This is a genomic window from Pseudomonas sp. E102, assembly GCF_052660185.1.
The window spans coordinates 4,671,971-4,695,611 of record NZ_CP084025.1; the positions used below are offsets into that span (position 1 = coordinate 4,671,971).

A 23,641-nucleotide genomic window follows, 5' to 3' on the forward strand; every position below is an offset into this window, starting at 1 on the left:
ACACAGGGGCTTGTCATGAATTTTTCCGCATTACGTCGCAACCTGCTGGTGGGTTCGCTGGGCCTGGTACTGGGCGCCGGCCTGCTGGGGCAAGCGGTTGCCGGTGAGCAACTGCAAAACATCAAGGACGCTGGTGAAATCAAGATCGGCCTGGAAGGCACGTACCCACCGTTCAGCTTCGTTGACGCCGACGGCAAGCTGACCGGTTTCGAAGTGGAATTTTCCGAAGCCCTGGCCAAGGAGCTGGGTGTGAAGGTCAAGCTGCAGACCACCCCATGGGCAGGCATCCTCGCGGCACTGGAATCCAAGCGCCTGGACGCTGTGGTCAATCAGGTGACCATTTCTGAAGAACGCAAGAAGAAATACGACTTCTCGGAGCCGTACACTGTTTCCGGCATTCAAGCGCTGGTCCTGACCAAGAAAGCCGACGAGCTGAACATCAAGAAAGCCGCTGACCTGGGCGGTAAAAAAGTCGGCGTTGGCTTGGGCACCAACTATGAACAGTGGGTCAAGGCCAACGTGCCTACCGCCGATGTACGCACTTACGAAGATGACCCGAGCAAGTTCCAGGACCTGCGCGTTGGCCGCATCGACGCCATCCTGATCGACCGCCTCGCCGCGCTGGAATACGCCAAGAAAGCCAAGGACACGACCGCCGCCGGCGAAGCCTTCTCTCGCCAGGAGGCTGGTATCGCCCTGCGCAAAGGCGAGCCTGAGTTGTTGGCCGCCGTGAACAAAGCCATAGAAAAACTGCGCGCCGACGGCACGCTGAAAAAACTGTCGGAAAAATATTTCAACGCTGACGTCACCCAATAATGGAAGCAGCTCTTCAACTCGCGTTGGACTCCGCGCCCTTCCTGCTCAAGGGCGCGTATTACACCGTCATCCTCAGCCTGGGCGGGATGTTCTTCGGCTTGTTGCTGGGGTTCGGCCTGGCGCTGATGCGCCTGTCTCGTCTCAAGGTGGTCAACTGGATAGCCCGCGCCTACGTGTCGTTCTTTCGCGGCACGCCGTTGCTCGTGCAGTTATTCCTGATCTACTACGGGTTGCCGCAGCTGGGGGTCGAGCTGGACCCGCTCCCAGCGGCGCTGATCGGTTTCTCGCTGAACATGGCGGCCTATGCCTGTGAGATCCTGCGGGCCGCCATCAGCTCCATCGAGCGCGGCCAGTGGGAAGCGGCGGCGAGCATCGGGATGACCCGTGCCCAGACGCTGCGTCGGGCCATTTTGCCGCAAGCCGCGCGTACGGCCCTGCCACCGCTGGGCAACAGCTTCATCTCCCTGGTCAAGGACACCGCGCTGGCGGCGACTATCCAGGTGCCGGAGCTGTTCCGTCAGGCGCAATTGATCACCGCCCGTACCTTCGAAATCTTCACCATGTATCTTGCCGCCGCGCTGATCTACTGGGTTCTCGCCACCGTGCTTTCGCACTTGCAGAACGTATTGGAAGCTCGGGTCAATCGGCACGACCAGGAGTCCTGACCCATGATTGTCGTGGAAAAACTGACAAAGCAGTTCAAGGGCCAGGTGGTGCTCAACGGCATCGACTTGAAGATCGAAGAAGGCGAAGTGGTTGCGATCATCGGCCCCAGCGGTTCGGGCAAGACGACCTTCCTGCGCTGCCTGAATTTCCTCGAAGAGCCCAGCAGCGGTCGGATCAAGGTCGGCGACATCGAGATCGATGGCAGTCGCCCTTTGAACCAGCAGCAGGGCCTGGTGCGTCGTTTGCGCCAGCAGGTCGGTTTCGTGTTCCAGAACTTCAATCTGTTCCCCCACCGCACCGCGCTGGAGAACGTCACCGAAGGCCCGATCGTGGTGAAAAAGACGCCCCGTGCCGACGCCGAAGCGCTGGGTCGCAAACTGTTGGCGAAAGTCGGCTTGGCCGGCAAGGAAAACGCCTATCCAAGGCGCCTGTCCGGTGGCCAGCAACAGCGCGTGGCAATCGCCCGGGCGCTGGCGATGGAACCGGCGGTGATCCTCTTCGACGAGCCCACCTCGGCCCTCGACCCGGAACTGGTGGGTGAAGTACTGGCAACCATTCGTGGCTTGGCCGAAGAAAAACGCACCATGGTCATCGTGACCCACGAGATGGGCTTCGCCCGGGATGTGGCAAACCGCGTGGTGTTCTTCGACAAAGGCGTGATCGTTGAACAAGGCGAAGCCAAGGCATTGTTTGAAGCACCGAAAGAAGAGCGTACCCGACAGTTCCTCAGCAAGTTCCTCTCAGCCGGACACGGCACGCACTAAAGCAGCACAATGTCGTTACTTCCAAGGATGGAAGTAAGACAACTTGCAACATCCCACATTCAAAGCAAAACGTGAACTTCCCGCTTTTACTTATCCAGCCAAGTTAGAAAGTTATTCAGCCGCGCCTCGACTGAGATCAGCCTATCCGCACTCTGCAAAGCCTCGAACCCCAACGCCCGAGGAAAAGTACGACCAGAACAACGTATTCTTAACAGCAATGCGTAGGACATTTCTGAAGCCTGACATTATCAACTTTTGCGCAAGCGCTTCTATTGACACTGAAACTCTCCAACCTTTATCTAGACGCAAACAGGCGAAGCGCTTTTCTTATCTTCAATAAAAATCAACGAGCATCCTAAAACCAAGTAACGCGGCAATTATTCACGTCTTCGATATTTCCGGAACGTAGTGCGTTTAGACATCAAGGAGAACACCCATGACATGTACGTCGCATACCCCTGAGTTGCCCGCGCCCACCTTGGCCAGCAGCGGCATCAATATCACCAGCGCCGCGCACCTGGAGGTCGTTGTAGCGCCCTACCCCGGCATGGATCCGGGGGATCTGGTCGAATTATTCTGGGACAACTGCTACGTCGGCTCCCGCCTGCTTACAGAATCGGACCTGCGCGCAAGCATTTGCCTGCGGGTACCGGAGAGTTTCATCGTCAACGGGACCTCCCGCGTCCACTACCGCGTCATGCAAATCGGACGCGGGCCGGCGCTGTCTGCGGCGCGACAGGTTCAGGTCAAGCTGGACTGCCCCGGTGGCCAACCGTCGGCCTTGACCGGTGATGAAAACCAGAGCCTGGCGCCGGTGCGGATCCCGGAAACCATCCGCCGCCAAGGCGTGAACCCGAACCAGATCAGACGTGGCGTGCCGGTGACGATCGAGCCCTACCTGAACATGGCCGCCGACGATGCGATTACCGTGCGTTGGGGCGACGTGCGCATGGACCTGCCAAGGATCAAGCCTTGTGAAGTAGGCCAACCGGTCCACGTCTGGGTTCCGCCGGAAGTCATCATGGAAGCGGGCGAGGACCTGCGTCTGGAAGTGACCTATTGCATCATCGACCGGGTGGGCAACAATTCCCGCTGGGCTCCGCCGCGTACGTTGAAGATCGGTTGCGCCAACCCGTATCTGAAGAATCCGCCGTCAGATCTGCTCGTGGCCGCTGAACCGCGACGCCGGGCGCCGTGACGTTTCTCTTCCGTAGTCGTATTTGGAAAGGCCACGGCGGTATCACATCCAGCCTATGGTTATTCCTAAAAGTTAGTTCAAAAATAATATCTACGCGTTTAGGGTATATAAACCGGACCACCGGACATTCTTGATTTTGGTCGCCGCTTCATCGCGGCGTTTTCTTGAGATGTGAGGTGGGTATGGTACGGAACACAATCACCCCAATGCAGGGCGCCAAGGCACTGCGTGCAGCCACGGAGTGGCTGTGATGTCCGATCTGGCCCAGGCAAAGGTCCAGAGCGACCTGGACATCGCCCCATCATTGCTGCCGGCGCAGGTGCTGCGCACCGATGCCGAAGCAATCAAAGCTGCCCATGAACTGGCGCAATTGGCGCGCCAGCAAGCTGCGCGTCGCGACCAGCAACGCAAGCTGCCCTGGTCGGAAATCGAGCAATTCACCCGCAGCGGGCTCGGCAGCATTGCCGTGCCCCGCGATTACGGTGGCCCGCAAGTCTCCTGCGTCACGATCGCCGACGTGTTTGCAATCATTTGCGCAGCCGATCCGGCCCTTGGTCAGATTCCCCAAAACCAGTTCGGCGTGCTCCAGCTGATTCTTGCCACGGGCACCGAGCGGCAGAAGAGATTGCTTCTCCAAAGCGTGCTGGAAGGCTGGCGCATCGGCAATGCCGGACCGGAGCGCGGCACCCGCAACACCTTGGAACTCAAGGCACGGATCACGGCCGACGGTGACGGCTATGTCATCAACGGGCAGAAGTTCTATTCCACCGGTGCGCTGTTCGCCCATTGGGTCGCCGTCAAGGCCTTGAATGAGGAGGGTCGCCAGGTATTGGCGTTCGTGCGGCGCGGCACACCGGGCCTGCGTATCGTTGATGACTGGTCGGGCTTCGGCCAGCGCACCACGGCCAGTGGCACGGTGCTGCTGAACGATGTGCGGGTCGACGCCGAGCTGGTACTGGACAACTGGCGCATCAACGACACGCCCAACGTGCAAGGAGCATTTTCGCAACTGATCCAGGCCGCTATTGACCTGGGCATCGCCCGCGGCGCCATCGACGATGCCATCGACTTCGTGCGCAAACGCTCGCGCCCCTGGATCGACGCCAACGTCGAGCGGGCCAGTGACGATCTGTATGTCATCGCCGATGTCGGCAAGCTGAAGATCGAACTGCACGCCGCCGAGGCTTTGCTGCGCAAGGCCGGGCTGGTGCTTGACCATGTCAACGCCGCGCCGATCACCGAACAGTCCGCCGCCCGCGCCTCGATAGCCGTCGCCGAAGCCAAGGTCCTGACCACCGAAATCGCCCTGCACGCCAGCGAGAAACTGTTCGAGCTGGCCGGCAGCCGCGCCACCCTCGCTGAATTCAACCTGGATCGCCACTGGCGCAACGCACGGGTCCACACCCTGCACGACCCCGTGCGCTGGAAATACCACGCGGTCGGCGATTACCGCCTGAACGGCACCTTGCCTGCCCGGCACTCCTGGATTTGACGACCCCGACTCTGGAGCAGCACATGACGTTTTCCCAACACGTCGCGGTGATCACCAGCGATGAACAAGCCTTGATTGTCGCCAGCGACCTGGCTGATGACTTCAAACGCGACAGTGCCCTGCGCGACCGCGAACGGCGTCTGCCTCTTGCGGAGCTGGAAGCGTTCACTCGCGCGGGCCTTTGGGGCATCAGCGTGCCCAAGGCCTACGGCGGTGCGGGCGTATCCAACGTCACGCTGGCCAAGGTCATCGCGCTGATCTCACAGGCCGATGGTTCGCTCGGCCAGATTCCGCAAAATCATTTCTATGCATTGGAAGTGCTGCGGGTTAACGGCAGCGAGGCCCAGAAGCAACGGCTGTACGCCGAGGTGCTGGCCGGCCAGCGGTTTGGCAACGCCCTGGCGGAGCTCGGGACGAGGACGGCCCATGACCGCATCACCCAACTGCGTCGCGACGGCGAGGCCTATCGCATCAACGGCCGCAAGTTCTACGCCACCGGGGCGATCTATGCCCAGCGCATCCCCACCTCGGTGGTGGATGAAAACGGCGTGCAGCAATTGGCGTTCGTCCCGCGCAGCAGCAAGGGCCTGACGGTGATCGACGACTGGAGCGGTTTCGGCCAGCGCACCACCGGCAGCGGCTCGGTGGTGTTCGAGGATGTCCTTGTCGATGCCGAAGACATCGTGCCCTTCCAGAGCGCCTTCGAACGCCCAACGCCGGTAGGCCCGTTGGCGCAGATCCTCCACGCCGCCATCGACGCCGGCATCGCCCGCGCCGCCTATGAAGACGCCCTGCATTTTGTCCGCAGCAAAACCCGTCCGTGGATCGACGCCACCAGCGACGTCGCCACCCAGGACCCGCATACTCTTAAAAGCTTCGGCCACCTGAGCATTCGCCTGCATGCCGCCGAAGCCTTGCTGGAACGCGCCGGTGAACTTCTTGACCGCGCCCAGGCCGACACGAACGCAGAAACGGTGGCGGCGGCCTCGATCGCCGTGGCCGAAGCCCGGGCCCTCAGCACTGAAATTTCCCTCGCCGCCGGCAGCACGCTGTTCGAACTGGCCGGCAGCCAGGCGACCCTGGCCGAACATGGCCTCGACCGCCACTGGCGCAACGCCCGAGTGCACACCCTGCACGACCCGGTGCGCTGGAAGTATCACGCGGTCGGCAACTTCTACCTCAACGATGAAAAACCGCCGCTGCGGGGGACAATCTGATGGCGGCCGGCAAGAAAAAAATCCTCCTCAACGCGTTCAACATGAACTGCATCGGGCACATCAACCACGGTCTGTGGACCCATCCAGAGGACACCTCTACCCAGTTCAACACCATTGAATACTGGACCGGGCTGGCCCAGTTGCTGGAGCGAGGTTTGTTCGACGGGTTGTTCATTGCCGATATCGTCGGGGTCTATGACGTTTACCAGCGGTCCGTGGACGTCACGCTGAAAGAATCGATTCAACTGCCGGTCAACGACCCGTTGCTGCTGGTATCGGCAATGGCCGCAGTGACGAAAAACCTCGGCTTTGGCCTCACCGCCAACTTGACCTACGAACCGCCGTACCTGTTCGCCCGGCGCATGAGCACGCTGGACCACCTGAGCCGCGGACGGGTTGGCTGGAACATCGTCACCGGCTACCTGGACAGCGCCGCCAAGGCCATGGGCCTTACCGCGCAGGTCGAGCACGACCGGCGCTACGACCAGGCCGACGAGTACCTGCAAGTGCTCTACAAGCTATGGGAAGGCAGTTGGGAAGACGACGCGGTCATCAACGATCGCGAGCAGCGGATTTATGCCCGGCCAGAGAAGGTGCACAAGGTCCAGCATCAGGGGGAGTTCTATCAGATCGAGGGTTATCACCTCTGCGAGCCCTCGCCACAGCGCACGCCGGTACTGTTCCAGGCGGGCAGCTCCGAGCGGGGCCTGCTGTTCGCTGGGCGCCATGCGGAGTGCGTGTTCATCAGTGGCCAGAACAAACCGGCGACCAAGGTCCAGGTGGACAAGGTCCGCGCCAGCGCCCTCGCGGCTGGGCGCCATGCCGAAGATATCAAAGTGTTCATGGGCCTGAACGTGATCGTCGGCGAAACCGAAGCGGCGGCCTGGACCCAGCATGCCGAGTACCTGGGCTACGCCAGCGCCGAGGCCGGAGTGGCGCATTTCTCCGCCTCGACGGGCATTGATTTTGCCGAGTACGAACTGGACGAACCGATCCAGTACGTGAAGAGCAACGCCATCCAGTCCGCCACCAAGACCCTGCAAAACAACGACTGGACCCGACGCAGATTGCTGGAGCAACACGCCTTGGGCGGTCGCTACATCACGGTGGTCGGCTCGCCCGAACAGGTCGCCGATGAGCTGGAATCCTGGATCGCCGAAACCGGCCTCGACGGCTTCAACCTGACCCGCATCGTCACGCCGCAAAGTTACCTGGACTTCATCGACCTGGTGATTCCCGAGCTGCAGCGACGCGGGTCGTACAAGACCGAATACGACGATGGCACGTTGCGGGAAAAGCTGTTTCACGGGGGGGCTCATTTGCCCGAACAACATACCGGCTCAACCTACCGGCACTGATCCTGTGGCGAGGGGGCTTGCTCCCGCTGATGGGCGAAGCCCGCCCAAAGAGTTTGTGGCTACTTCGTAGCCCAGCGGGAGCAAGCTCCCTCGCCACAAAGGCGCATCACTCAATTAATCGATGACTGGAATATCCGACATGACCAAGCACTTCCTCACTCTGCCAGTCAGAACCCTGGCCCTGGCTTTCGGCCTGTTCAGCTCGGCATTGTTCGCCGCCGACGCCCCGTTGAAAATCGGCACCACCGCTGCGTTCGCCATTCCCTTGGAGGCCGCCGTCGAAGAGGCCGGCAAACAAGGCCTGAAAGTCGAACTGGTGGAATTCAGCGACTGGATTGCGCCTAACGTCAGCCTCGCTTCGGGCGACATCGACGTGAATTATTTCCAGCACATACCGTTCCTGGAGAACGCCAAGGCCGCCGCCGGTTTCGACCTGGTGCCGTTCGCACCGGGAATCATCAACAACGTAGGCCTCTATTCGAAGAAATACAAAAGCTTCGACGAGCTGCCCGAAGGCGCCAGCGTCGCCATTGCCAACGATCCGATCAACAGCGGACGCGGTTTGCAATTGCTGGCCAAGGCCGGACTGATCCAGCTCAAGCCGGGCGTCGGCTACAAGGCCACCGAAGACGACATCATCGCCAACCCAAAGAAGCTCAAGATCCTGCAAGTCGAAGCCGTGCAGTTGGTGCGTGCCTATGAAGACGCGGATCTGGTACAAGGTTATCCAGCCTACATTCGCCTGGCGAACACCTTCGACGCGACGTCTGCCTTGCTCTTCGACGGCCTCGACCACAAGGAATATGTCATCCAGTTCGTGATCCAGCCCAAGAGCGAGAACGATCCAAGGCTGATCAAGTTCGTCGACATTTACCAACACTCACCTGCCGTGCGCGCGGCCCTGGACAAGGCCCACGGCAAGCTCTACCAAGCCGGCTGGGAAGGCTGATCATGAGTGCCGTCAACGCTCGACTCCGCCATGAAGCCCCAGCGCCCCACGTCGCCGACCAGACCGAGCTGCATCCAGAACTGAACCGTGCCCATGTGCGCTTCATCGGCCTCGGCAAGACCTACCCTGGCACCCAGGGCCCGGTGGCCGCGCTGCAAGGCATCGACCTGGCGATCCAGCGCGGCGAGGTCTTTGGCATCATCGGCCGCAGTGGCGCGGGCAAGTCCTCGCTGATCCGCACCATCAACCGCCTCGAACAACCCACCAGCGGACGGGTGCTGATCGATCAGGTGGACATCGGCGAGTTCGATGAAGATCGTCTCGTGGAGCTGCGCCGGCGCATCGGCATGATCTTCCAGCACTTCAACCTGATGTCGGCCAAGACGGTGTGGCAGAACGTCGAGCTGCCGCTCAAGGTTGCCGGCGTGCCCAAGGAACAACGTCTGCACAAGGTTCGCGAATTGTTGGAACTGGTCGGCCTGCAAGGTAAGCACGGCGCCTATCCGGCGCAGCTCTCGGGCGGTCAGAAGCAGCGTGTCGGGATTGCCCGGGCGCTGGTCCATGACCCGCAGATCCTGTTGTGCGACGAGGCCACCTCGGCGCTCGATCCGGAAACGACTCAATCGATCCTCGGTTTGCTGCGTGAGATCAACCAGCGGCTGGGCCTGACCATCGTGCTGATTACCCATGAAATGGCGGTCATCCGCGAAGTCTGCGACCGGGTGGTGGTGCTCGAACAAGGACGGATCGTCGAACAAGGGCCGGTCTGGGAAGTCTTCGGCAACCCGCAGCATGCCGTCAGCCGCACGCTCCTGGCGCCGTTGCAGCACGCACTGCCCGAGGAACTGCAAAGCCGCTTGCAACCCCACCCGACCTCCGCGGACGCAGCCACTGTACTGCGCCTGCAATTCACGGGGCACAGCGGCGACGAACCAGACCTCGCGGCCCTGTTCAGTGCCCTGGGTGGACGGGTACGGCTGCTGCACGGCGGCCTGGAAAGAATTCAAGGCCACGGGCTGGGGCAGTTGCTGCTGGCGGTGAGCGGGTCGTCATGGGGCGCTGATGAACTGCGTCAACGTGCGGGCAACTGGGCACAACGGGTGGAGGTGTTGGGTTATGTGGTTTGACCGATTGCTGCAGGGCTTCATCGACACGTTCCTCATGGTTGGCGTGTCGTCGCTGATCGCGTTGCTGGCGGGCATTCCGCTGGCGGTGATTCTGGTCACAAGCGGCAAGGGCGGCATCTATGAGGCGCCCGCCTTGAACAAGGCCCTGGGCGGGTTTGTGAATTTGTTCCGCTCGATCCCCTTCCTGATCCTCATGGTGGCGCTGATTCCGTTCACCCGATTGATTGTCGGCACCACCTATGGCGTATGGGCCGCGGTGGTGCCGCTGACGATTGCCGCCACGCCGTTTTTTGCGCGTATCGCCGAAGTCAGCTTGCGGGAAGTTGACCATGGCCTGATCGAAGCGGCCCAGGCCATGGGTTGCCGGCGCTGGCACATCGTCTGGCATGTGCTGCTACCCGAAGCGCTGCCCGGCATCGTCGGCGGCTTTACCATCACGCTGGTGACCATGATCAACTCATCGGCCATGGCCGGGGCGATCGGTGCCGGAGGCCTGGGCGACATTGCCTACCGCTACGGTTACCAGCGTTTCGACAGCCAGATCATGCTCACGGTGATCGTGTTGCTGGTGGCATTGGTGGCGATGATTCAATTGGGCGGGGATCGGTTGGCGCGGGGGCTGAACAAGCGCTGAGAGGCGAAACATTGTGGGAGCGAGCTTGCGGTATAGTCATCAAACACTCCCAATCCAAAGCCAGCGACCATGAAACACACCGCCGACGATCTGCAGTCCATCACCGCCACGACCCTTGGCCATTACAACGCCGTGGCGGAGAGTTTTCGCGAAGGCACCCGCGATCATGACGTCAGCCAGAACATCGACGCCCTGCTGCGACACATCCAAGGCCAGGCGCCGTTCCATATCCTCGATTTCGGCTGCGGCCCTGGGCGTGATCTTCGCACCTTCACGGCCATGGGCCATGTCGCGGTGGGCCTCGACGGTTCGAGCGAATTCGCGCGCATGGCCCGCCAGGACAGCGGATGCGAGGTGTGGCAACAGGATTTCCTGCAACTCGATCTGCCGGCGGAGCGTTTCGACGGGATCTTCGCCAACGCCGTCCTGTTCCACATCCCTGTGCAGGAGCTGCCGCGCGTGCTCAAGCAATTGCACGCCACGCTCAAGCCCGGCGGCGTGCTGTTCAGCTCAAACCCCCGGGGCGAAAACCAGGAAGGCTGGAACGGCCAACGCTTTGGCGCGTATCACGACCTCGCGGCCTGGCGCGTGTCGCTCACGCAGGCGGGTTTTGTGGAGCTGGAGCATTACTACCGGCCGGCGGGGCTGCCGCGAGAACAGCAGCCTTGGTTGGCGAGTGTATGGCGCAAGATTTGAAAGCGGCTCTGTAACGAGGTTGTGCCTAGCTCTTGTGGCGAGGGAGCTTGCTCCCGCTGGGCCGCGAAGCGGCCCCAACCCGGTCAATCTGGTTTCCCGACAGACCGCGTCAACCGCGCTACGACGGCTGCGCCGCCGAGCGGGAGCAAGCTCCCTCGCCACAACGATTGCGTTTGACCACAAATTCACCCTTGCTTGAGCAACCACTTCTGCGACAACCGCTCCAGCCGTCCATCGTCCTTGATCCGCCCCAAGGCGTTGTCCAGGCTCGCCTTGAACGCAGGATTGCCCTTCTGGAACGGAATCACCAGGCTCGGCGCCGGGCTTTTTTTCTCTTCCGGCTGGAAAGACTGCGCCAGGACCAGAGGACGTTGCGCCTCATCCTTGCTTGCCAGCAATTGCGCATCCGGTTGGCTATAAGTAGCGCTGGTATCGAAACGTTCCGCCAACTCCGGGGTCATTGCTATGTGGTTGATGGCGACGTCGTACTTGCCGCTTTCCACGCCGGACAACAGATCCGCCGCATCGGTGACGACAAAATCAGGGCGTACATCGAGCTCGCCCGCGAGCATTTCGCCCAGCTCCACTTCGAAACCGGTGAGCTTGCCGTCCTCCTTGAAATTGAACGGCGCGGTGTTGGCCTCGAGGGCGATTCGCAACTCGCCACGGTCGTTGACGTCGTCGATCAGTTCCGCATGGGCCAGAGGGCTCAACAGAGGTAGCAGGCAGATCAGGCCAGGCAGGAAACGCATGGTCACTCCTAGTATTTATACAAGCGACGCTCGTTTCAGGCTCGCTTTGCTATGGTTGTTGCAGGCTTCGACAACGATTAGTCATGAAGTTGTCATGACCCGACGGATTTATGGGAAAACTGGAGTAAAAAATGAAAAGTTTTATGTCACGTGCGGCGTTGGCCGGTTTGTTGCTCGGAACTTCGATGCTGGCGACAGCGGCAACCCCGGCGCCCAAAGGTGCAGAAGTATTCATCGTTTCTCCTGAAGACGGTGCCACCGTCAGCCAAGAGTTCAAGGTCAAGTTCGGCGTCAAGAATATTGCACTTGCCCCGGCGGGCGACGTGACCAAGAACACCGGCCATCACCACCTGCTGATCGATGTCGATGATCTGCCTGCCGAGGGCACGCCGATTCCGACCGACCCCCACCACATGCATTTTGGCAAGGCGCAAACCGAAGCCACGATCAAACTGGCGCCGGGCAAACACACCTTGCAATTGATCCTGGGCGACAGCGGCCATATGCCGTTCGACCCGTCGATCGTGTCCGAAAAGATCACGGTGAACGTCGAGTAACACAGCACTTAGAAGATAAATGCAGTATCCACTGTGAGAGCGAGCCTGCTCGCGAAGGCGGCATATCAGTCAACGTAAATGCGCCTGACAGACAGCTTTTGCTAGCAGGCTCGCTCCCACAGGGTTCCATTGTGTCGGACAGAAAAAACGGGAGCCCCTTCGGAGCTCCCGTTTTCATTGCAAGCCAGGCCCGCTTAGAACAGCACGCGGCAACGAATGGTGCCGTTGATGTGCTGCAACTTCTCTTGGGCCAGGTCCGAGTATTCGGCATCGACGTCGATCACGACGTAGCCGACTTTCTCGTTGGTCTGCAGGAACTGACCGGAAATGTTGATGCCGTTTTCCGCGAAGACTTTGTTGATCTCGCTCATCACACCCGGAATGTTTTCGTGGATGTGCAGCAGGCGGTGCTTGCCAGGGTGGGCCGGCAAAGCCACTTCCGGGAAGTTCACCGACGATACCGAGGTACCGTTGTCGCTGTACTTGACCAGTTTTTCAGCCACTTCCAGACCGATGTTGGCCTGGGCTTCAGCGGTGGAACCGCCGATGTGCGGGGTCAGGATCACGTTGTCCAGGCCACGCAGCGGGCTTTCGAAGATGTCATCGTTGGAGCGAGGCTCCACCGGGAACACATCGATCGCCGCGCCGATCAGGTGCTTGTCCTTGATCGCTTCGGCCAGTGCGTCGAGCTTGACCACGGTGCCGCGAGCGGCGTTGATCAGGATCCCGCCTTTCTTGATGGCGCGGATTTCCTTTTCACCGATCATCCACTGGGTGGCCGGGGTTTCCGGCACGTGCAGGGTGACGATGTCGGACATGCCCAGCAATTCGTGCAAGTCGTTGACCTGGGTCGCGTTGCCCAACGGCAGCTTGGTCACGGTGTCGTAGAAAAACACCTGCATGCCAAGGCCTTCAGCCAGTACCGACAATTGAGTACCGATCGAGCCGTAGCCGACGATACCCAGCTTCTTGCCGCGGATCTCGAAGGAATTGGCCGCGCTCTTGATCCAGCCGCCACGGTGGCAGGAAGCGTTCTTCTCGGGGATGCCGCGCAACAGCAGGATCGCCTCGGCCAGCACCAGTTCGGCAACGGAACGGGTGTTGGAATACGGCGCATTGAACACCGCGATACCGCGTTCGCGAGCCGCGTTGAGGTCCACCTGGTTGGTGCCGATGCAGAAGCAGCCGACCGCCACCAGTTTCTTGGCGTGGTCGAAGATCTCTTCAGTCAGTTGCGTACGGGAGCGAATACCGATGAAGTGAGCATCGGCGATCTTTTCCTTGAGCTGGGCTTCCGGCAGAGAACTGGTGATGTACTCGATGCTGGTGTAGCCCGCCGACTTGAGGACGTCGACAGCCGATTGGTGGACGCCTTCGAGAAGAAGGAACTTGATCTTGCTCTTATCGAGAGAAGTCTTGCTCATCTGCGTAAACCTGTGTCCCGGAGAAAAATGGCAGGGAATCGGACAGCGCATGCTGGCCCGACCGGCATGACAGCCGTCGCCGCAGAACAGCCGTTGGGCACTACGCTGCGGGGTCGGTATGCTAGCATATGCCCCCCGCAAACACCCATTCCTGCGACGTGAAGCGTTCTCAGGATGACCATGAATTGTTCGAGAGTTCTGTCGATGACCAATCCTGCCGTGATAGATGAGCTGAAGACCCTGGTTGAGCCTGGCAAAGTTTTGACCGATGCCGACTCCCTGAATGCTTACGGCAAGGATTGGACCAAGCATTACGCGCCCGCACCGACCGCCATTGTGTTTCCAAAGACCACCGAACAAGTCCAGGCCATTGTGCGCTGGGCCAACGCGCACAAAGTCGCGTTGGTGCCATCGGGCGGGCGTACCGGCCTCTCCGCCGCCGCCGTCGCGGCGAATGGCGAGGTGGTCGTGTCATTCGACTACATGAACCAGATCCTCGATGTGAACCTGACCGACCGCACCGCCGTATGCCAGCCGGGCGTGGTCACCGAACAGTTGCAGAACAAGGCTGAAGAACATGGGCTCTACTATCCGGTGGACTTCGCTTCGGCAGGTTCGAGCCAGATTGGCGGCAATATCGGCACCAATGCCGGCGGGATCAAGGTCATCCGCTACGGCATGACCCGCAACTGGGTGGCGGGCATGAAGGTCGTGACGGGCAAGGGCGACGTGCTGGAACTGAACAAGGACCTGATCAAGAACGCCACCGGCTATGACTTGCGGCAGTTGTTCATCGGCGCCGAGGGCACCCTTGGTTTCGTGGTCGAAGCCACCATGCGCCTGGACCGCGCGCCGAAAAACCTCACCGCCATGGTGCTCGGCACGCCGGACTTCGACTCGATCATGCCGGTACTGCACGCATTCCAAGGCAAGCTGGACCTGACCGCCTTTGAATTTTTCTCCGACAAGGCCCTGGCCAAGGTCCTCGACCGCGGCGACGTCCCGGCCCCGTTCGAAACCGGCTGCCCGTTCTACGCCCTGTTGGAATTCGAAGCCACCACCGAAGAAGTCGCCAACCACGCCCTGGAGACTTTCGAGCACTGCGTCGAACAAGGCTGGGTACTGGACGGCGTAATGAGCCAGAGCGAAACCCAACTGCAAAACCTGTGGAAGCTGCGCGAGTACATCTCCGAGACCATTTCCCACTGGACGCCGTACAAAAACGATATTTCGGTAACCGTCTCCAAAGTCCCGGGCTTCTTGCGCGAAATCGACACGATTGTCGGCGAACACTACCCAGACTTTGAAATAGTTTGGTTCGGCCACATCGGCGACGGCAACCTGCACCTGAACATCCTCAAGCCGGAAAACCTGAGCAAGGATGAGTTCTTCGCTAAATGCGCGACGGTGAACAAATGGGTCTTTGAAACCGTCGAGAAGTACAACGGTTCAATCTCCGCCGAACACGGCGTGGGCATGACCAAACGCGACTACCTCACGTACAGTCGCTCTGCGGTTGAAATCGAATACATGAAAGCCGTGAAGTCGGTGTTCGACCCGAACGGCATCATGAACCCAGGCAAGATTTTCGCGGTTTGATCTATAACAACACTTGATGAAATCTCAAGGCAGGAGTCGGTAATGAGCTATCAGCACCAGTATGTCGACGGTACGCGTATTCATTTCCCGGTGGGCAAAGTAGTGTGCATCGGCCGCAACTATGCCGAACACGCCAAGGAACTGGATAACCCGGTGCCCACCGAACCGCTGCTGTTCATCAAGCCAGGCAGCTGCGTGGTGCCGTTGGAAGGCGGCTTCAGCATTCCCGCCGACCGCGGCTCGGTGCACTACGAAGCGGAAATCGCCGTGCTGATCGGCAAGCCACTGTCCACCAAGCCCAGCGTTGAAGAAGTACTGGACGCCATTTCCGGCTTCGCCCCGGCCCTGGACCTGACCCTGCGGGACAAGCAGGCCGAACTCAAGGCCAAGGGGTTGCCATGGGAAGTCGCCAAGTCCTTCGACGGCGCGGCAGTGATCGCTCCCTTTGTCTCGAACGCCACGTTTGCCGACCTGACCGATATTCCCGTTCGCCTGACCATCAACGGCGAAGTCCGCCAGGACGGCAACAGCAGCCTGATGCTCAACCCCATCGTGCCGATGATCCAGTACATGGCCGGCTGCTTCTCGCTTCAGGCCGGAGACGTCATTCTCACGGGCACCCCGGCGGGCGTCGGGCCGCTGAACATTGGCGATGAACTGGTGCTGGAACTGCCTGGGGCGAGCCGCTTCGAAAGCAGCGTTCGCTAACGGCCACGCCTCCAATTTCCTGTGGGAGCATGCTTGCTCGCGATGAGGTCATCACATCCAACAGTTAGGTTGGCTGACCGTCCGCTATCGCGAGCAAGCTCGCTCCCACCGGGTTCTTGAGCAGCCTTGTCCAGCATTTACCGTTTTTTTCACATGCCATCCGGATAATTCCGGGGATTGCGGCATCTGAGCCTGCCGATCCCTCGCGCGAATTCCTGGAACGCATCCCCGATGGCCAAGACCCAAACCCTGCCCACCTCCGTCCGCCGTGCTCGCTTCGGCTTGCCCTGGTATGCCTGGCTGCTGCTGGCCGCAATCGCTGCCTATGGCCTGGCGTTCGCGATGCATTGGGATGACCGGGGCCGGCTCTGGGTGGCGGAACGCTTCGAAAGCCCGGCCCAACGCCAGGAAAGCATCTGGTTGCCCGACTATCGCGCCGTGATCGACGCCAAGCCCCTGCCTGGCATGGAAAAGGACGAGGCTTCCGACGTCACCTACAACCCGCAGACCAAGACGCTGTTCGCGGTCATGGGCAAGAATCCGTTCCTGGCGGAGCTGACCCTGCAAGGCGACGTGCTGCGCAAGATGCCATTGGTGGGCTGGAACAATCCCGAAGGCGTGACCTATATGGAAAATGGCCTGCTGGCCATTACCGATGAGCGAAACCACACCCTGTCGATCGTCCAGGTCGATGCGAATACCCAAACGCTGAACAGCAAGGACTTTCCCCAATACGACCTTGGCGCGTCACAGAACCAGAACAAAGGGTTCGAGGCGATCGTCTGGGATCCGCGCAATCAACAACTGGTGCTGGGCGAAGAGCGCCCGCCAGCCTTGTTCACATGGAAAAGTGACGGCAGCCAATTGCTCAAGGGCGACAAGCAGATCCATGTCAGCGATGAACTGGACCTGCGCAACCTGTCCGCCCTGGCGATCGATCCCCGTACGGGACATATGCTGTTGCTGTCAGCCGACTCCCATCTATTGCTGGAACTGGATGCAGAAGGCGAACAGGTCAGCTTCATGACGCTGCTGGGAGGCTTTAACGGGCTGAAAGATACGGTTCCCCGCGCCGAAGGCGTCACCGTCGATGAAGCGGGCAACCTATATATGGTCAGCGAGCCGAACCTGTTCTATCGTTTCGAAAAACAACGCTGATTGCGAAAACTCTGTAGGGAAATTCTTCCTTCGTTGTAGGGCGTGGCAGACGGCCATTAAGCTTCAGTTCAGGCAGTCGTGGTATTTCCAACCACCTGTTCTTATCCGAGCCCACTCCCGATGCGCCGACTTGCCCGTCCAAGACCCCTGATCCTGCTGTTGCTGTCGATTACCCTGATTGGATTAATCGCAGCCGGGCAATACCTGCGTCTGTTCGAGCGCGCCTGGTTCAATTTCAATACGCTCTGGCACACCCTTGGCGAGCAAGCCATTGCGCTGGACCAATACCAGGTCACGGTACAAGCCCAAGTCATCGAAGGCCTGGACGACGACGTTTCCGCGCTGACGTTCGATCCGATCCGCAAAAGCCTCTTCACCGTCACCAACAAGAATGCCGAGCTGATCGAGCTGTCACTGGAAGGCAAGATTCTGCGACGCATCGCCCTGGTCGGCTTTGGCGACCCGGAAGCGGTGGAATTCATCAGCGAGAACATCTACGTCATTACCGACGAACGTCAGCAGCGCCTGATCAAGATCCACCTGGAAGAAGACACCCGCTTCCTGGACGCGGCCGATGCCGAGCAAATGACACTAGGCGTGCACATGAGCGGCAACAAGGGTTTCGAAGGGCTGGCCTATGACTCCATCGGCAAGCGGCTGTTCGTCGCCAAGGAACGCGACCCGATGCTGATTTATGAAGTACACGGATTTCCCCACCACAATCCGGAAAAATCCTACGCTGTCCACGTAATCAACAACCCCAAGCGCGATGCAGGACTGTTCGTGCGCGATCTCTCCAGCCTGCAATACGACGAACGCAGCGGCCATCTGCTGGCGCTGTCCGATGAGTCGCGGTTGATTATCGAGTTGGATATCGACGGTCGGCCGTTAAGCACGCTGTCGTTGAGCAAGGGCCGCCACGGACTGGAGAAAACCATTCCCCAACCGGAAGGCTTGGCCATGGATGACGATGGCAATCTGTATGTGGTGAGCGAGCCGAATCTGTTCTATGTGTTCAAGAAGCCGCAGCCTTGAACCACTCCTGACCCAGCTCGCACCCACAGGGTTTGGTGTTGAATCAGCCCGGATTATTCCGCCCGCAGGGTCTTCACGCCATCAGCAGTCCCCAACAACAGCACATCCGCCGGGCGAGCGGCGAACAAGCCGTTGGTGACTACGCCAACGATGGCGTTGATCTGGCTTTCCAGTTCAACCGGATTGGTGATCTGCAGGTTATGCACGTCAAGGATGATGTTGCCGTTATCGGTCAGCACGCCTTCGCGATACACCGGATCGCCGCCCAGCTTCACCAATTGCCGGGCAACGTGGCTGCGGGCCATCGGGATGACTTCCACCGGCAGCGGGAACGCGCCGAGCACCGGGACCAGTTTGCTGGCATCGGCGATGCAGATGAACGTCTTGGCGACGGCCGCAACGATCTTCTCGCGAGTCAGGGCCGCACCGCCGCCCTTGATCAGGTTCAAGTGCGCGTCGCTTTCGTCGGCGCCGTCGATGTAGAACTCCAGGTCGCTCACGGTGTTGAGCTCGTACACTGGGATCCCGTGGCCCTTGAGGCGCGCGGCGGTGGCTTCGGAGCTGGCGACCGCGCCGTCGAACGCGCCTTTGTGCTGCGCCAAGGCGTCGATGAAGCAATTGGCGGTAGAGCCGGTGCCGACCCCGACGATGCTCTTGTCATCCAGTTTCGGGAGGATGAGGTCGACAGCGGCCTGGGCCACGGCCTGTTTGAGTTGATCCTGGGTCATGCGGGCTCCGAAGGTGCCGAGAGAGAACGAAAGGCCGGCATTATAGGCGTAGAAACCGTGGCGAGGGAGCAAGCTCGCGCTTGAGTGCGAAGCGCTCATCGCTTTTTCTGGGGCCGCTGCGCGACCCAACGGGAGCAAGCTCCCTCGCCACGGGGGTTCCTGCGCTCAAAGTGCCTTAATTCGTGTGGTCGCCCGGCCAAAAGCCGGGTTAGACTCCTTGGCCCTGCCCAACCCGCTCAGTGATGCTTTCCGATGCTTGAACAGTACGTCAAAAAGATCCTCACCTCGCGCGTTTACGACGTTGCCGTAGAAACCCCGCTGCAGACCGCCCGCCAGCTCTCCGAACGGCTGGGCAACGAGGTCTGGCTCAAGCGTGAAGACTTGCAACCGGTGTTCTCGTTCAAGATTCGCGGGGCCTACAACAAGCTGACCCAGCTCACCGACGAAGAGCGCGCCCGTGGCGTTGTCACGGCCTCGGCGGGCAACCATGCCCAGGGCCTGGCGCTGGCCGCCAAGGTGTTGGGGGTCAAGGCCACCATCGTCATGCCCAAGACCACGCCGGAAATCAAAGTCGAGGGCGTGCGCTCCCGGGGCGGCAAAGTGGTGTTGCATGGCGACTCGTTCCCCGAGGCCCTGGCCTATTCGTTGAAACTGGTCGACGAAAAAGGCTACGTCTACATTCATCCCTATGACGATCCTCACACCATTGCCGGGCAGGGCACCGTGGCGATGGAAATCCTGCGCCAGCACCCGGGGCGCCTGGACGCGATATTCGTCCCGGTGGGCGGTGGCGGGCTGATCGCAGGCATCGCGGCCTACGTGAAATACCTGCGCCCCGAGATCAAGATCATCGGCGTCGAACCGGACGATTCGAACTGCCTGCAAGCGGCCATGGCTGCTGGCGAACGCGTGGTCCTGCCAACCGTGGGCCTGTTCGCCGATGGCGTGGCAGTGGCACAGATCGGCCAGCACACCTTCGATATCTGCAAGCACTACGTGGATGAAGTCATCACCGTCAGCACCGACGAGATCTGCGCAGCGATCAAGGATATCTACGACGGTACCCGCTCGATCACTGAACCTGCCGGCGCCTTGGGCGTTGCCGGCATCAAGAAGTATGTCGAGACACGCAGCATCAGCGGCCAGACGCTGGTGGCCATCGATTCCGGCGCCAACGTCAACTTCGACCGCCTGCGCCACGTGGCCGAGCGCGCCGAACTGGGCGAGGGCCGCGAGGCGATCATCGCCGTGACCATCCCCGAGAAGCCGGGCAGCTTCAAGGCGTTTTGCGAGGCCATCGGCAAACGCCAGATCACCGAATTCAACTACCGCTACAACACCGGCAGCGAAGCGCACATCTTCGTAGGCGTGCAGACGCATCCGGAAAACGACCCGCGCAGCAAGCTGATTGCCAGCCTGACCGAGCAAGGCTTCCCGGTGCTGGACCTGACCGACAATGAACTGGCCAAGTTGCACATTCGCCACATGGTCGGCGGCCATGCCGCTCACGTCATCGACGAAGTGGTCCTGCGTTTCGAATTCCCGGAACGCCCGGGGGCGCTGTTCAACTTCCTCAATAAACTGGGCGGGCGCTGGAACATCTCGATGTTCCACTACCGAAACCATGGTGCGGCGGATGGCCGCGTGGTCGCCGGGCTGCAAGTGCCTCACGATGAGCGCCACCTGGTGCCGGCCGCCCTGGAGGAAATCGGCTATCCGTACTGGGATGAAAGCGATAACCCGGCCTATCAGCTGTTTCTCGGCTGAAGGGCTACGCTGAAGGACAACAGCCTAAGGAAACCCCATGGAAACTCTGCTGACCTTGAAAATCCTGCACGTCGCGGCCACGGTCTTGCTTCTGGCTTGCGCTGCAAGCCTAGCCGTTGTGGCCTGGCGCAAACGCAGCGAGGCACCAAGCTGCACGCTGCGGCGCCCTTGGCTGCTGGCGTGGGGCACGATGCTGGTCTGCATGCTGAGCATGCCGTTTACCGGCTGGTGGCTGGTTCATCTGGTGGGCTGGCCGCTGGGGCAAATCTGGCTGCTGGGTTCCAGCGTGATCTACACCGTGGCGGCGCTTTGCGTTTTCTGGCTGCTGGCACGGCTCAACCGCCTGCGCATGGGCAACGGTGGCGGCGGCAGGTTTACCCTGGCATTGGCGATCATCGGTGGCGTCGGCTTCCTGTCCATCGCCGCATTGATGGGTGCCAAACCGATCTAACCGACAAGGAACGTCATGAAAATCCTACTGGTGGGAGGCAGCGGCTTTATCGGACGCCACCTGCTGAGGGCGCTGCACGGCGCCGGCCACTCGATCATCGCGACCCGTCGTGAACCCGGGCCGCCGAGTTCGCCTGGGGTTGAATGGCGGCAGCTGGATCTCGGCGTATTGTCGGCCGACCCGGCACATTTCGCCCTCCCTACGGACGTTGATTTGCTGATCAACGCGGCCGGCTTGCTCAGCGTGGATGCCCAGGCGCTGAGTCTGGTCCAGGATCGTGGCGCGTGCGCGTTGTTCGAGCAGGCCGCACGCCGTGGCGTTCGCATCTTGCAGATTTCCGCACTGGGCGCGAGCGCTCAATCCGACGTGCCGTTCCTGGCAAGCAAGGGACGGGCTGACGAATATCTGTCCAGCCTCCACATCCCATCGGTTGTGCTGCGGCCTTCGTTGGTGGTGGGGCCAGGCGGCGCGAGCAGTGGCTGGATGGAGGGCCTTTCACCGTGGCCACTGATTCCCTTGCTGGATCTGACGGCGCGCATCCAACCCGTGCACATCGATGACCTGACGGGCGCGGTGCTCGCCCTGCTGCGGCAATGGCCAACCGAGTCGGTGGTGGTGCCGCTGGTGGGACCCGAGCCGATGACGCTGGCCCGGCTCATCGATCATCTGCGAGCCGCGCAGGGCTGGGCGCCGGCACGCTACATCAAGGCGCCTGCGCTGTTGACCGAAGTGGGCAGCCGGATGGGGGACCGGTTTGGCTGGCGAGCGTTGAACCGGCAAAGCGTGGCCCTGGCACAACGGGACAACCTGGCCGACCCCGAGGTGCTCGCGTCAATCTGCGGATATCACGCCGCCCCCGTACAGACCCGCTTGCAGGGGTGGCCCGCCGTCGCCCAGAGCAGCCTTCGGGCGATCCGCCCGTTGATGCTGGCGGTGCTCGCACTCATCTGGTTGGGAACCGCCGTGGTGTGCCTCGGCCCAGGCTTCGACTGGGGCCTGCGCATCATGGCCGAAGCCGGCGTGTACGGCGCCTGGGCCAAGCTTGCGGTCGTCAGCGGCGCGCTGCTTGATGGCGCGCTGGGCGTGGGCATGCTGTTCAAACGCTGGCGCCAACAGGCATTGCGGCTGCAGTTGGGTCTGATGCTCGGCTATACGCTATGCATCAGCTTTATCCTGCCGCACTATTGGTTCGACCCTTTTGCGGCTGTCGCCAAGAATCTGGTATTGGTAGTCGCGACGTTATGGTTGCTTTGGACTGAGCCCCGCCGATGAGCATCTACCTGCTGTTGAAGACCCTGCACATCCTGTCTTCTACCATCCTGTTCGGCCTGGGCGCGGGGTCTGCCTACTACGCGCTCCGGGCCTGGCGCAGCGGCAAGGTTGAAGTCATCGCCGTCACCTTCAAGCATCTGGTTTTCGCCGATTGGGCATTCACCGCCACCACCGCCGTATTTCAGCCACTGAGCGGACTGGCCCTGATGCACATCGCCGGCTGGCAATTGCAACAGAGCTGGTTGGTGTGGAGCATCGGCCTTTATTGCCTGGCGGGCGCCTGCTGGCTGCCAGTGGTCTGGTTGCAGATCCGCGTACACAAGATGGCCGAGCAAGCCTTGCGGGACGGCACACCCATGCCAATCAAGGCCGCCACCTACATGCGCTGGTGGTTTGCGCTGGGCTGGCCGGCGTTCCTGGCATTCATGGCGATTTTCTACCTGATGGTAGCCAAGCCCGCGTAAGCGGCCCGCAGGTGTTTGCCCGGCGGGCGGCAGTGAGATCAGTCGCGCAGACTGATGACCGGCCAACCACGCTTCTGGGCCTCGGCCCGAAGGTTCGGGTCCGGGTCGACCGCCACCGGATGCGTCACCGCTTCCAGCAGCGGCAGGTCGTTCATCGAATCGCTATAAAAGTAGCTATCGTCGAGGCAATACCCAGTCTCTTCCAGCCAACGGTTCAACCGGGTCACCTTGCCCTCGCGAAAGCAGGGAATGTCGGTGCTGCGGCCACTGTAACGGCCATCGATCATCTCGCATTCGGTGGCGATCAGGGTTTCTACTCCGAGTCGCTCGGCGATCGGCGCGGTGACGAAGCGATTGGTGGCGGTGATGATCACCAGTTTGTCGCCGGCGTCACGGTGTTTCTTCAACAGCGCGATCGCTTGGGGCAATACGATAGGTTCGATGCAGTCGCGCATGTAATCGAGGTGCCACTGTGCCAGCACTTCCATCTCGGTACGACCCAGGATTTCCAGGCAAAAATTCAGGTACGCGGCGTTGTCGAGCTTACCCGCCAGGTAGTCCTGGTAGAACTCATCGTTGCGTGCCTTGTAGCTCACGGCATCGAGGAAGCCGCGTTCGCACAGGTAATCGCCCCAGGCGTGATCGCTGTCACCGCCCAGCAGCGTGTTGTCCAAGTCGAATAAAGCCAGCCGCATTGCAGTTACTCGCTGAAATATCTGAAGAAAGGCGCCCAGAATACGTACTTTTCACAAGAGTGCACATAAGCTCGGCAGTCTCGTTGCTGCTTTCACAACCTTTGTGGAACAATG

General features: G+C 60.7%; 24 protein-coding genes. 20 read left to right on the forward strand and 4 right to left on the reverse strand.

What is annotated here, in order from left to right:
• Positions 1 to 15 precede the first annotated feature (15 nt).
• From tcyJ to DOCECA_RS21190, 11 genes are all read left to right on the forward strand, one after another.
• The gene (tcyJ, locus tag DOCECA_RS21140) at positions 16 to 816 is read left to right on the forward strand and encodes a cystine ABC transporter substrate-binding protein (protein WP_420766444.1); all 801 of its coding nucleotides are present in this window, start codon (positions 16 to 18) and stop codon (positions 814 to 816) included.
• Positions 816 to 1,481 carry a cystine ABC transporter permease gene (tcyL, locus tag DOCECA_RS21145; RefSeq protein ID WP_420766445.1) on the forward strand — a complete coding sequence of 222 codons (666 nt, stop codon included), beginning with the start codon at positions 816 to 818 and terminating at the stop codon, positions 1,479 to 1,481. The genes tcyJ and tcyL overlap by 1 nt, the downstream gene beginning before the upstream one ends.
• Before the next feature lie 3 nt (positions 1,482 to 1,484).
• Positions 1,485 to 2,246: an L-cystine ABC transporter ATP-binding protein TcyN gene (tcyN, locus tag DOCECA_RS21150; protein ID WP_420766446.1), complete on the forward strand. Its 762-nt coding sequence runs from the start codon at positions 1,485 to 1,487 to the stop codon at positions 2,244 to 2,246.
• A 436-nt stretch (positions 2,247 to 2,682) separates the two neighbouring features.
• Positions 2,683 to 3,444, forward strand: coding sequence for a hypothetical protein (locus tag DOCECA_RS21155; RefSeq protein ID WP_434649298.1), 762 nt, complete (start codon positions 2,683 to 2,685; stop codon positions 3,442 to 3,444).
• Between the two features lie 250 nt (positions 3,445 to 3,694).
• Positions 3,695 to 4,936 carry an SfnB family sulfur acquisition oxidoreductase gene (locus DOCECA_RS21160; RefSeq protein WP_445571024.1) on the forward strand — a complete coding sequence of 414 codons (1,242 nt, stop codon included), beginning with the start codon at positions 3,695 to 3,697 and terminating at the stop codon, positions 4,934 to 4,936.
• Between the two features lie 23 nt (positions 4,937 to 4,959).
• Entirely contained in the window at positions 4,960 to 6,153 is a 1,194-nt protein-coding gene (locus DOCECA_RS21165; RefSeq protein ID WP_434608381.1) for an SfnB family sulfur acquisition oxidoreductase, read from the forward strand.
• Positions 6,153 to 7,511 (forward strand): LLM class flavin-dependent oxidoreductase, encoded by a 1,359-nt coding sequence (locus DOCECA_RS21170; RefSeq protein WP_445571025.1) that lies wholly within the window; start codon positions 6,153 to 6,155, stop codon positions 7,509 to 7,511. Before DOCECA_RS21165 ends, DOCECA_RS21170 begins: the two co-directional genes overlap by 1 nt.
• A 139-nt stretch (positions 7,512 to 7,650) precedes the next feature.
• Positions 7,651 to 8,460 carry a MetQ/NlpA family ABC transporter substrate-binding protein gene (locus tag DOCECA_RS21175; RefSeq protein ID WP_420766451.1) on the forward strand — a complete coding sequence of 270 codons (810 nt, stop codon included), beginning with the start codon at positions 7,651 to 7,653 and terminating at the stop codon, positions 8,458 to 8,460.
• A gap of 2 nt (positions 8,461 to 8,462) precedes the next feature.
• The gene (locus DOCECA_RS21180; protein ID WP_445571026.1) at positions 8,463 to 9,587 is read left to right on the forward strand and encodes a methionine ABC transporter ATP-binding protein; all 1,125 of its coding nucleotides are present in this window, start codon (positions 8,463 to 8,465) and stop codon (positions 9,585 to 9,587) included.
• Positions 9,577 to 10,221 carry a methionine ABC transporter permease gene (locus DOCECA_RS21185; RefSeq protein WP_434561238.1) on the forward strand — a complete coding sequence of 215 codons (645 nt, stop codon included), beginning with the start codon at positions 9,577 to 9,579 and terminating at the stop codon, positions 10,219 to 10,221. The genes DOCECA_RS21180 and DOCECA_RS21185 overlap by 11 nt, the downstream gene beginning before the upstream one ends.
• A 69-nt stretch (positions 10,222 to 10,290) precedes the next feature.
• Entirely contained in the window at positions 10,291 to 10,917 is a 627-nt protein-coding gene (locus DOCECA_RS21190; RefSeq protein WP_434561240.1) for a class I SAM-dependent methyltransferase, read from the forward strand.
• 185 nt (positions 10,918 to 11,102) lie between these two features.
• On the opposite strand, the gene DOCECA_RS21195 is transcribed toward DOCECA_RS21190, so the two are convergent.
• A complete protein-coding gene (locus DOCECA_RS21195; protein ID WP_434701420.1) occupies positions 11,103 to 11,669 on the reverse strand; it encodes a transporter substrate-binding domain-containing protein in 567 nt (188 codons plus the stop codon).
• 131 nt (positions 11,670 to 11,800) lie between these two features.
• Between DOCECA_RS21195 and DOCECA_RS21200 the strand changes: the two genes are divergently transcribed.
• Positions 11,801 to 12,226, forward strand: a complete 426-nt coding sequence (locus DOCECA_RS21200) for a DUF4399 domain-containing protein (RefSeq protein WP_420766456.1) — start codon at positions 11,801 to 11,803, stop codon at positions 12,224 to 12,226.
• 194 nt (positions 12,227 to 12,420) lie between these two features.
• On the opposite strand, the gene serA is transcribed toward DOCECA_RS21200, so the two are convergent.
• The gene (gene serA, locus DOCECA_RS21205) at positions 12,421 to 13,650 is read right to left on the reverse strand and encodes a phosphoglycerate dehydrogenase (protein WP_039592617.1); all 1,230 of its coding nucleotides are present in this window, start codon (positions 13,648 to 13,650) and stop codon (positions 12,421 to 12,423) included.
• Between the two features lie 204 nt (positions 13,651 to 13,854).
• Between serA and DOCECA_RS21210 the strand changes: the two genes are divergently transcribed.
• The 4 genes from DOCECA_RS21210 to DOCECA_RS21225 all read left to right on the forward strand — a co-directional run bounded on the left by DOCECA_RS21210 (position 13,855) and on the right by DOCECA_RS21225 (position 18,150).
• Positions 13,855 to 15,249 carry an FAD-binding oxidoreductase gene (locus tag DOCECA_RS21210; protein ID WP_445571027.1) on the forward strand — a complete coding sequence of 465 codons (1,395 nt, stop codon included), beginning with the start codon at positions 13,855 to 13,857 and terminating at the stop codon, positions 15,247 to 15,249.
• A gap of 42 nt (positions 15,250 to 15,291) precedes the next feature.
• Positions 15,292 to 15,957, forward strand: a complete 666-nt coding sequence (locus DOCECA_RS21215) for a fumarylacetoacetate hydrolase family protein (protein WP_420766458.1) — start codon at positions 15,292 to 15,294, stop codon at positions 15,955 to 15,957.
• A gap of 231 nt (positions 15,958 to 16,188) precedes the next feature.
• On the forward strand, positions 16,189 to 17,115 hold the full coding sequence (locus tag DOCECA_RS21220) for an SdiA-regulated domain-containing protein (RefSeq protein WP_434561246.1): 927 nt from the start codon (positions 16,189 to 16,191) through the stop codon (positions 17,113 to 17,115).
• 120 nt (positions 17,116 to 17,235) lie between these two features.
• Positions 17,236 to 18,150, forward strand: coding sequence for an SdiA-regulated domain-containing protein (locus DOCECA_RS21225; protein WP_434701415.1), 915 nt, complete (start codon positions 17,236 to 17,238; stop codon positions 18,148 to 18,150).
• 53 nt (positions 18,151 to 18,203) lie between these two features.
• On the opposite strand, the gene rpiA is transcribed toward DOCECA_RS21225, so the two are convergent.
• On the reverse strand, positions 18,204 to 18,878 hold the full coding sequence (gene rpiA / locus DOCECA_RS21230) for a ribose-5-phosphate isomerase RpiA (protein WP_181290264.1): 675 nt from the start codon (positions 18,876 to 18,878) through the stop codon (positions 18,204 to 18,206).
• Between the two features lie 252 nt (positions 18,879 to 19,130).
• On the opposite strand from rpiA, the gene ilvA reads away from it, so the two are divergent.
• From ilvA to DOCECA_RS21250, 4 genes are read left to right on the forward strand one after another with little or no spacing between them, the layout of a single operon-like run.
• The gene (ilvA, locus tag DOCECA_RS21235; RefSeq protein WP_445571028.1) at positions 19,131 to 20,645 is read left to right on the forward strand and encodes a threonine ammonia-lyase, biosynthetic; all 1,515 of its coding nucleotides are present in this window, start codon (positions 19,131 to 19,133) and stop codon (positions 20,643 to 20,645) included.
• 37 nt (positions 20,646 to 20,682) lie between these two features.
• Entirely contained in the window at positions 20,683 to 21,096 is a 414-nt protein-coding gene (locus DOCECA_RS21240; protein ID WP_445571029.1) for a DUF2269 family protein, read from the forward strand.
• A 15-nt stretch (positions 21,097 to 21,111) separates the two neighbouring features.
• The gene (locus DOCECA_RS21245; protein WP_445571030.1) at positions 21,112 to 22,368 is read left to right on the forward strand and encodes an SDR family oxidoreductase; all 1,257 of its coding nucleotides are present in this window, start codon (positions 21,112 to 21,114) and stop codon (positions 22,366 to 22,368) included.
• A complete protein-coding gene (locus DOCECA_RS21250; RefSeq protein ID WP_420766464.1) occupies positions 22,365 to 22,832 on the forward strand; it encodes a DUF2269 family protein in 468 nt (155 codons plus the stop codon). Before DOCECA_RS21245 ends, DOCECA_RS21250 begins: the two co-directional genes overlap by 4 nt.
• Before the next feature lie 38 nt (positions 22,833 to 22,870).
• Here DOCECA_RS21250 and DOCECA_RS21255 read toward each other — a convergent pair whose 3' ends face one another.
• Complete coding sequence (locus DOCECA_RS21255) at positions 22,871 to 23,527, reverse strand: histidinol-phosphatase (protein ID WP_420766465.1); 657 nt, start codon at positions 23,525 to 23,527, stop codon at positions 22,871 to 22,873.
• Between the last annotated feature and the right edge of the window lie 114 nt (positions 23,528 to 23,641).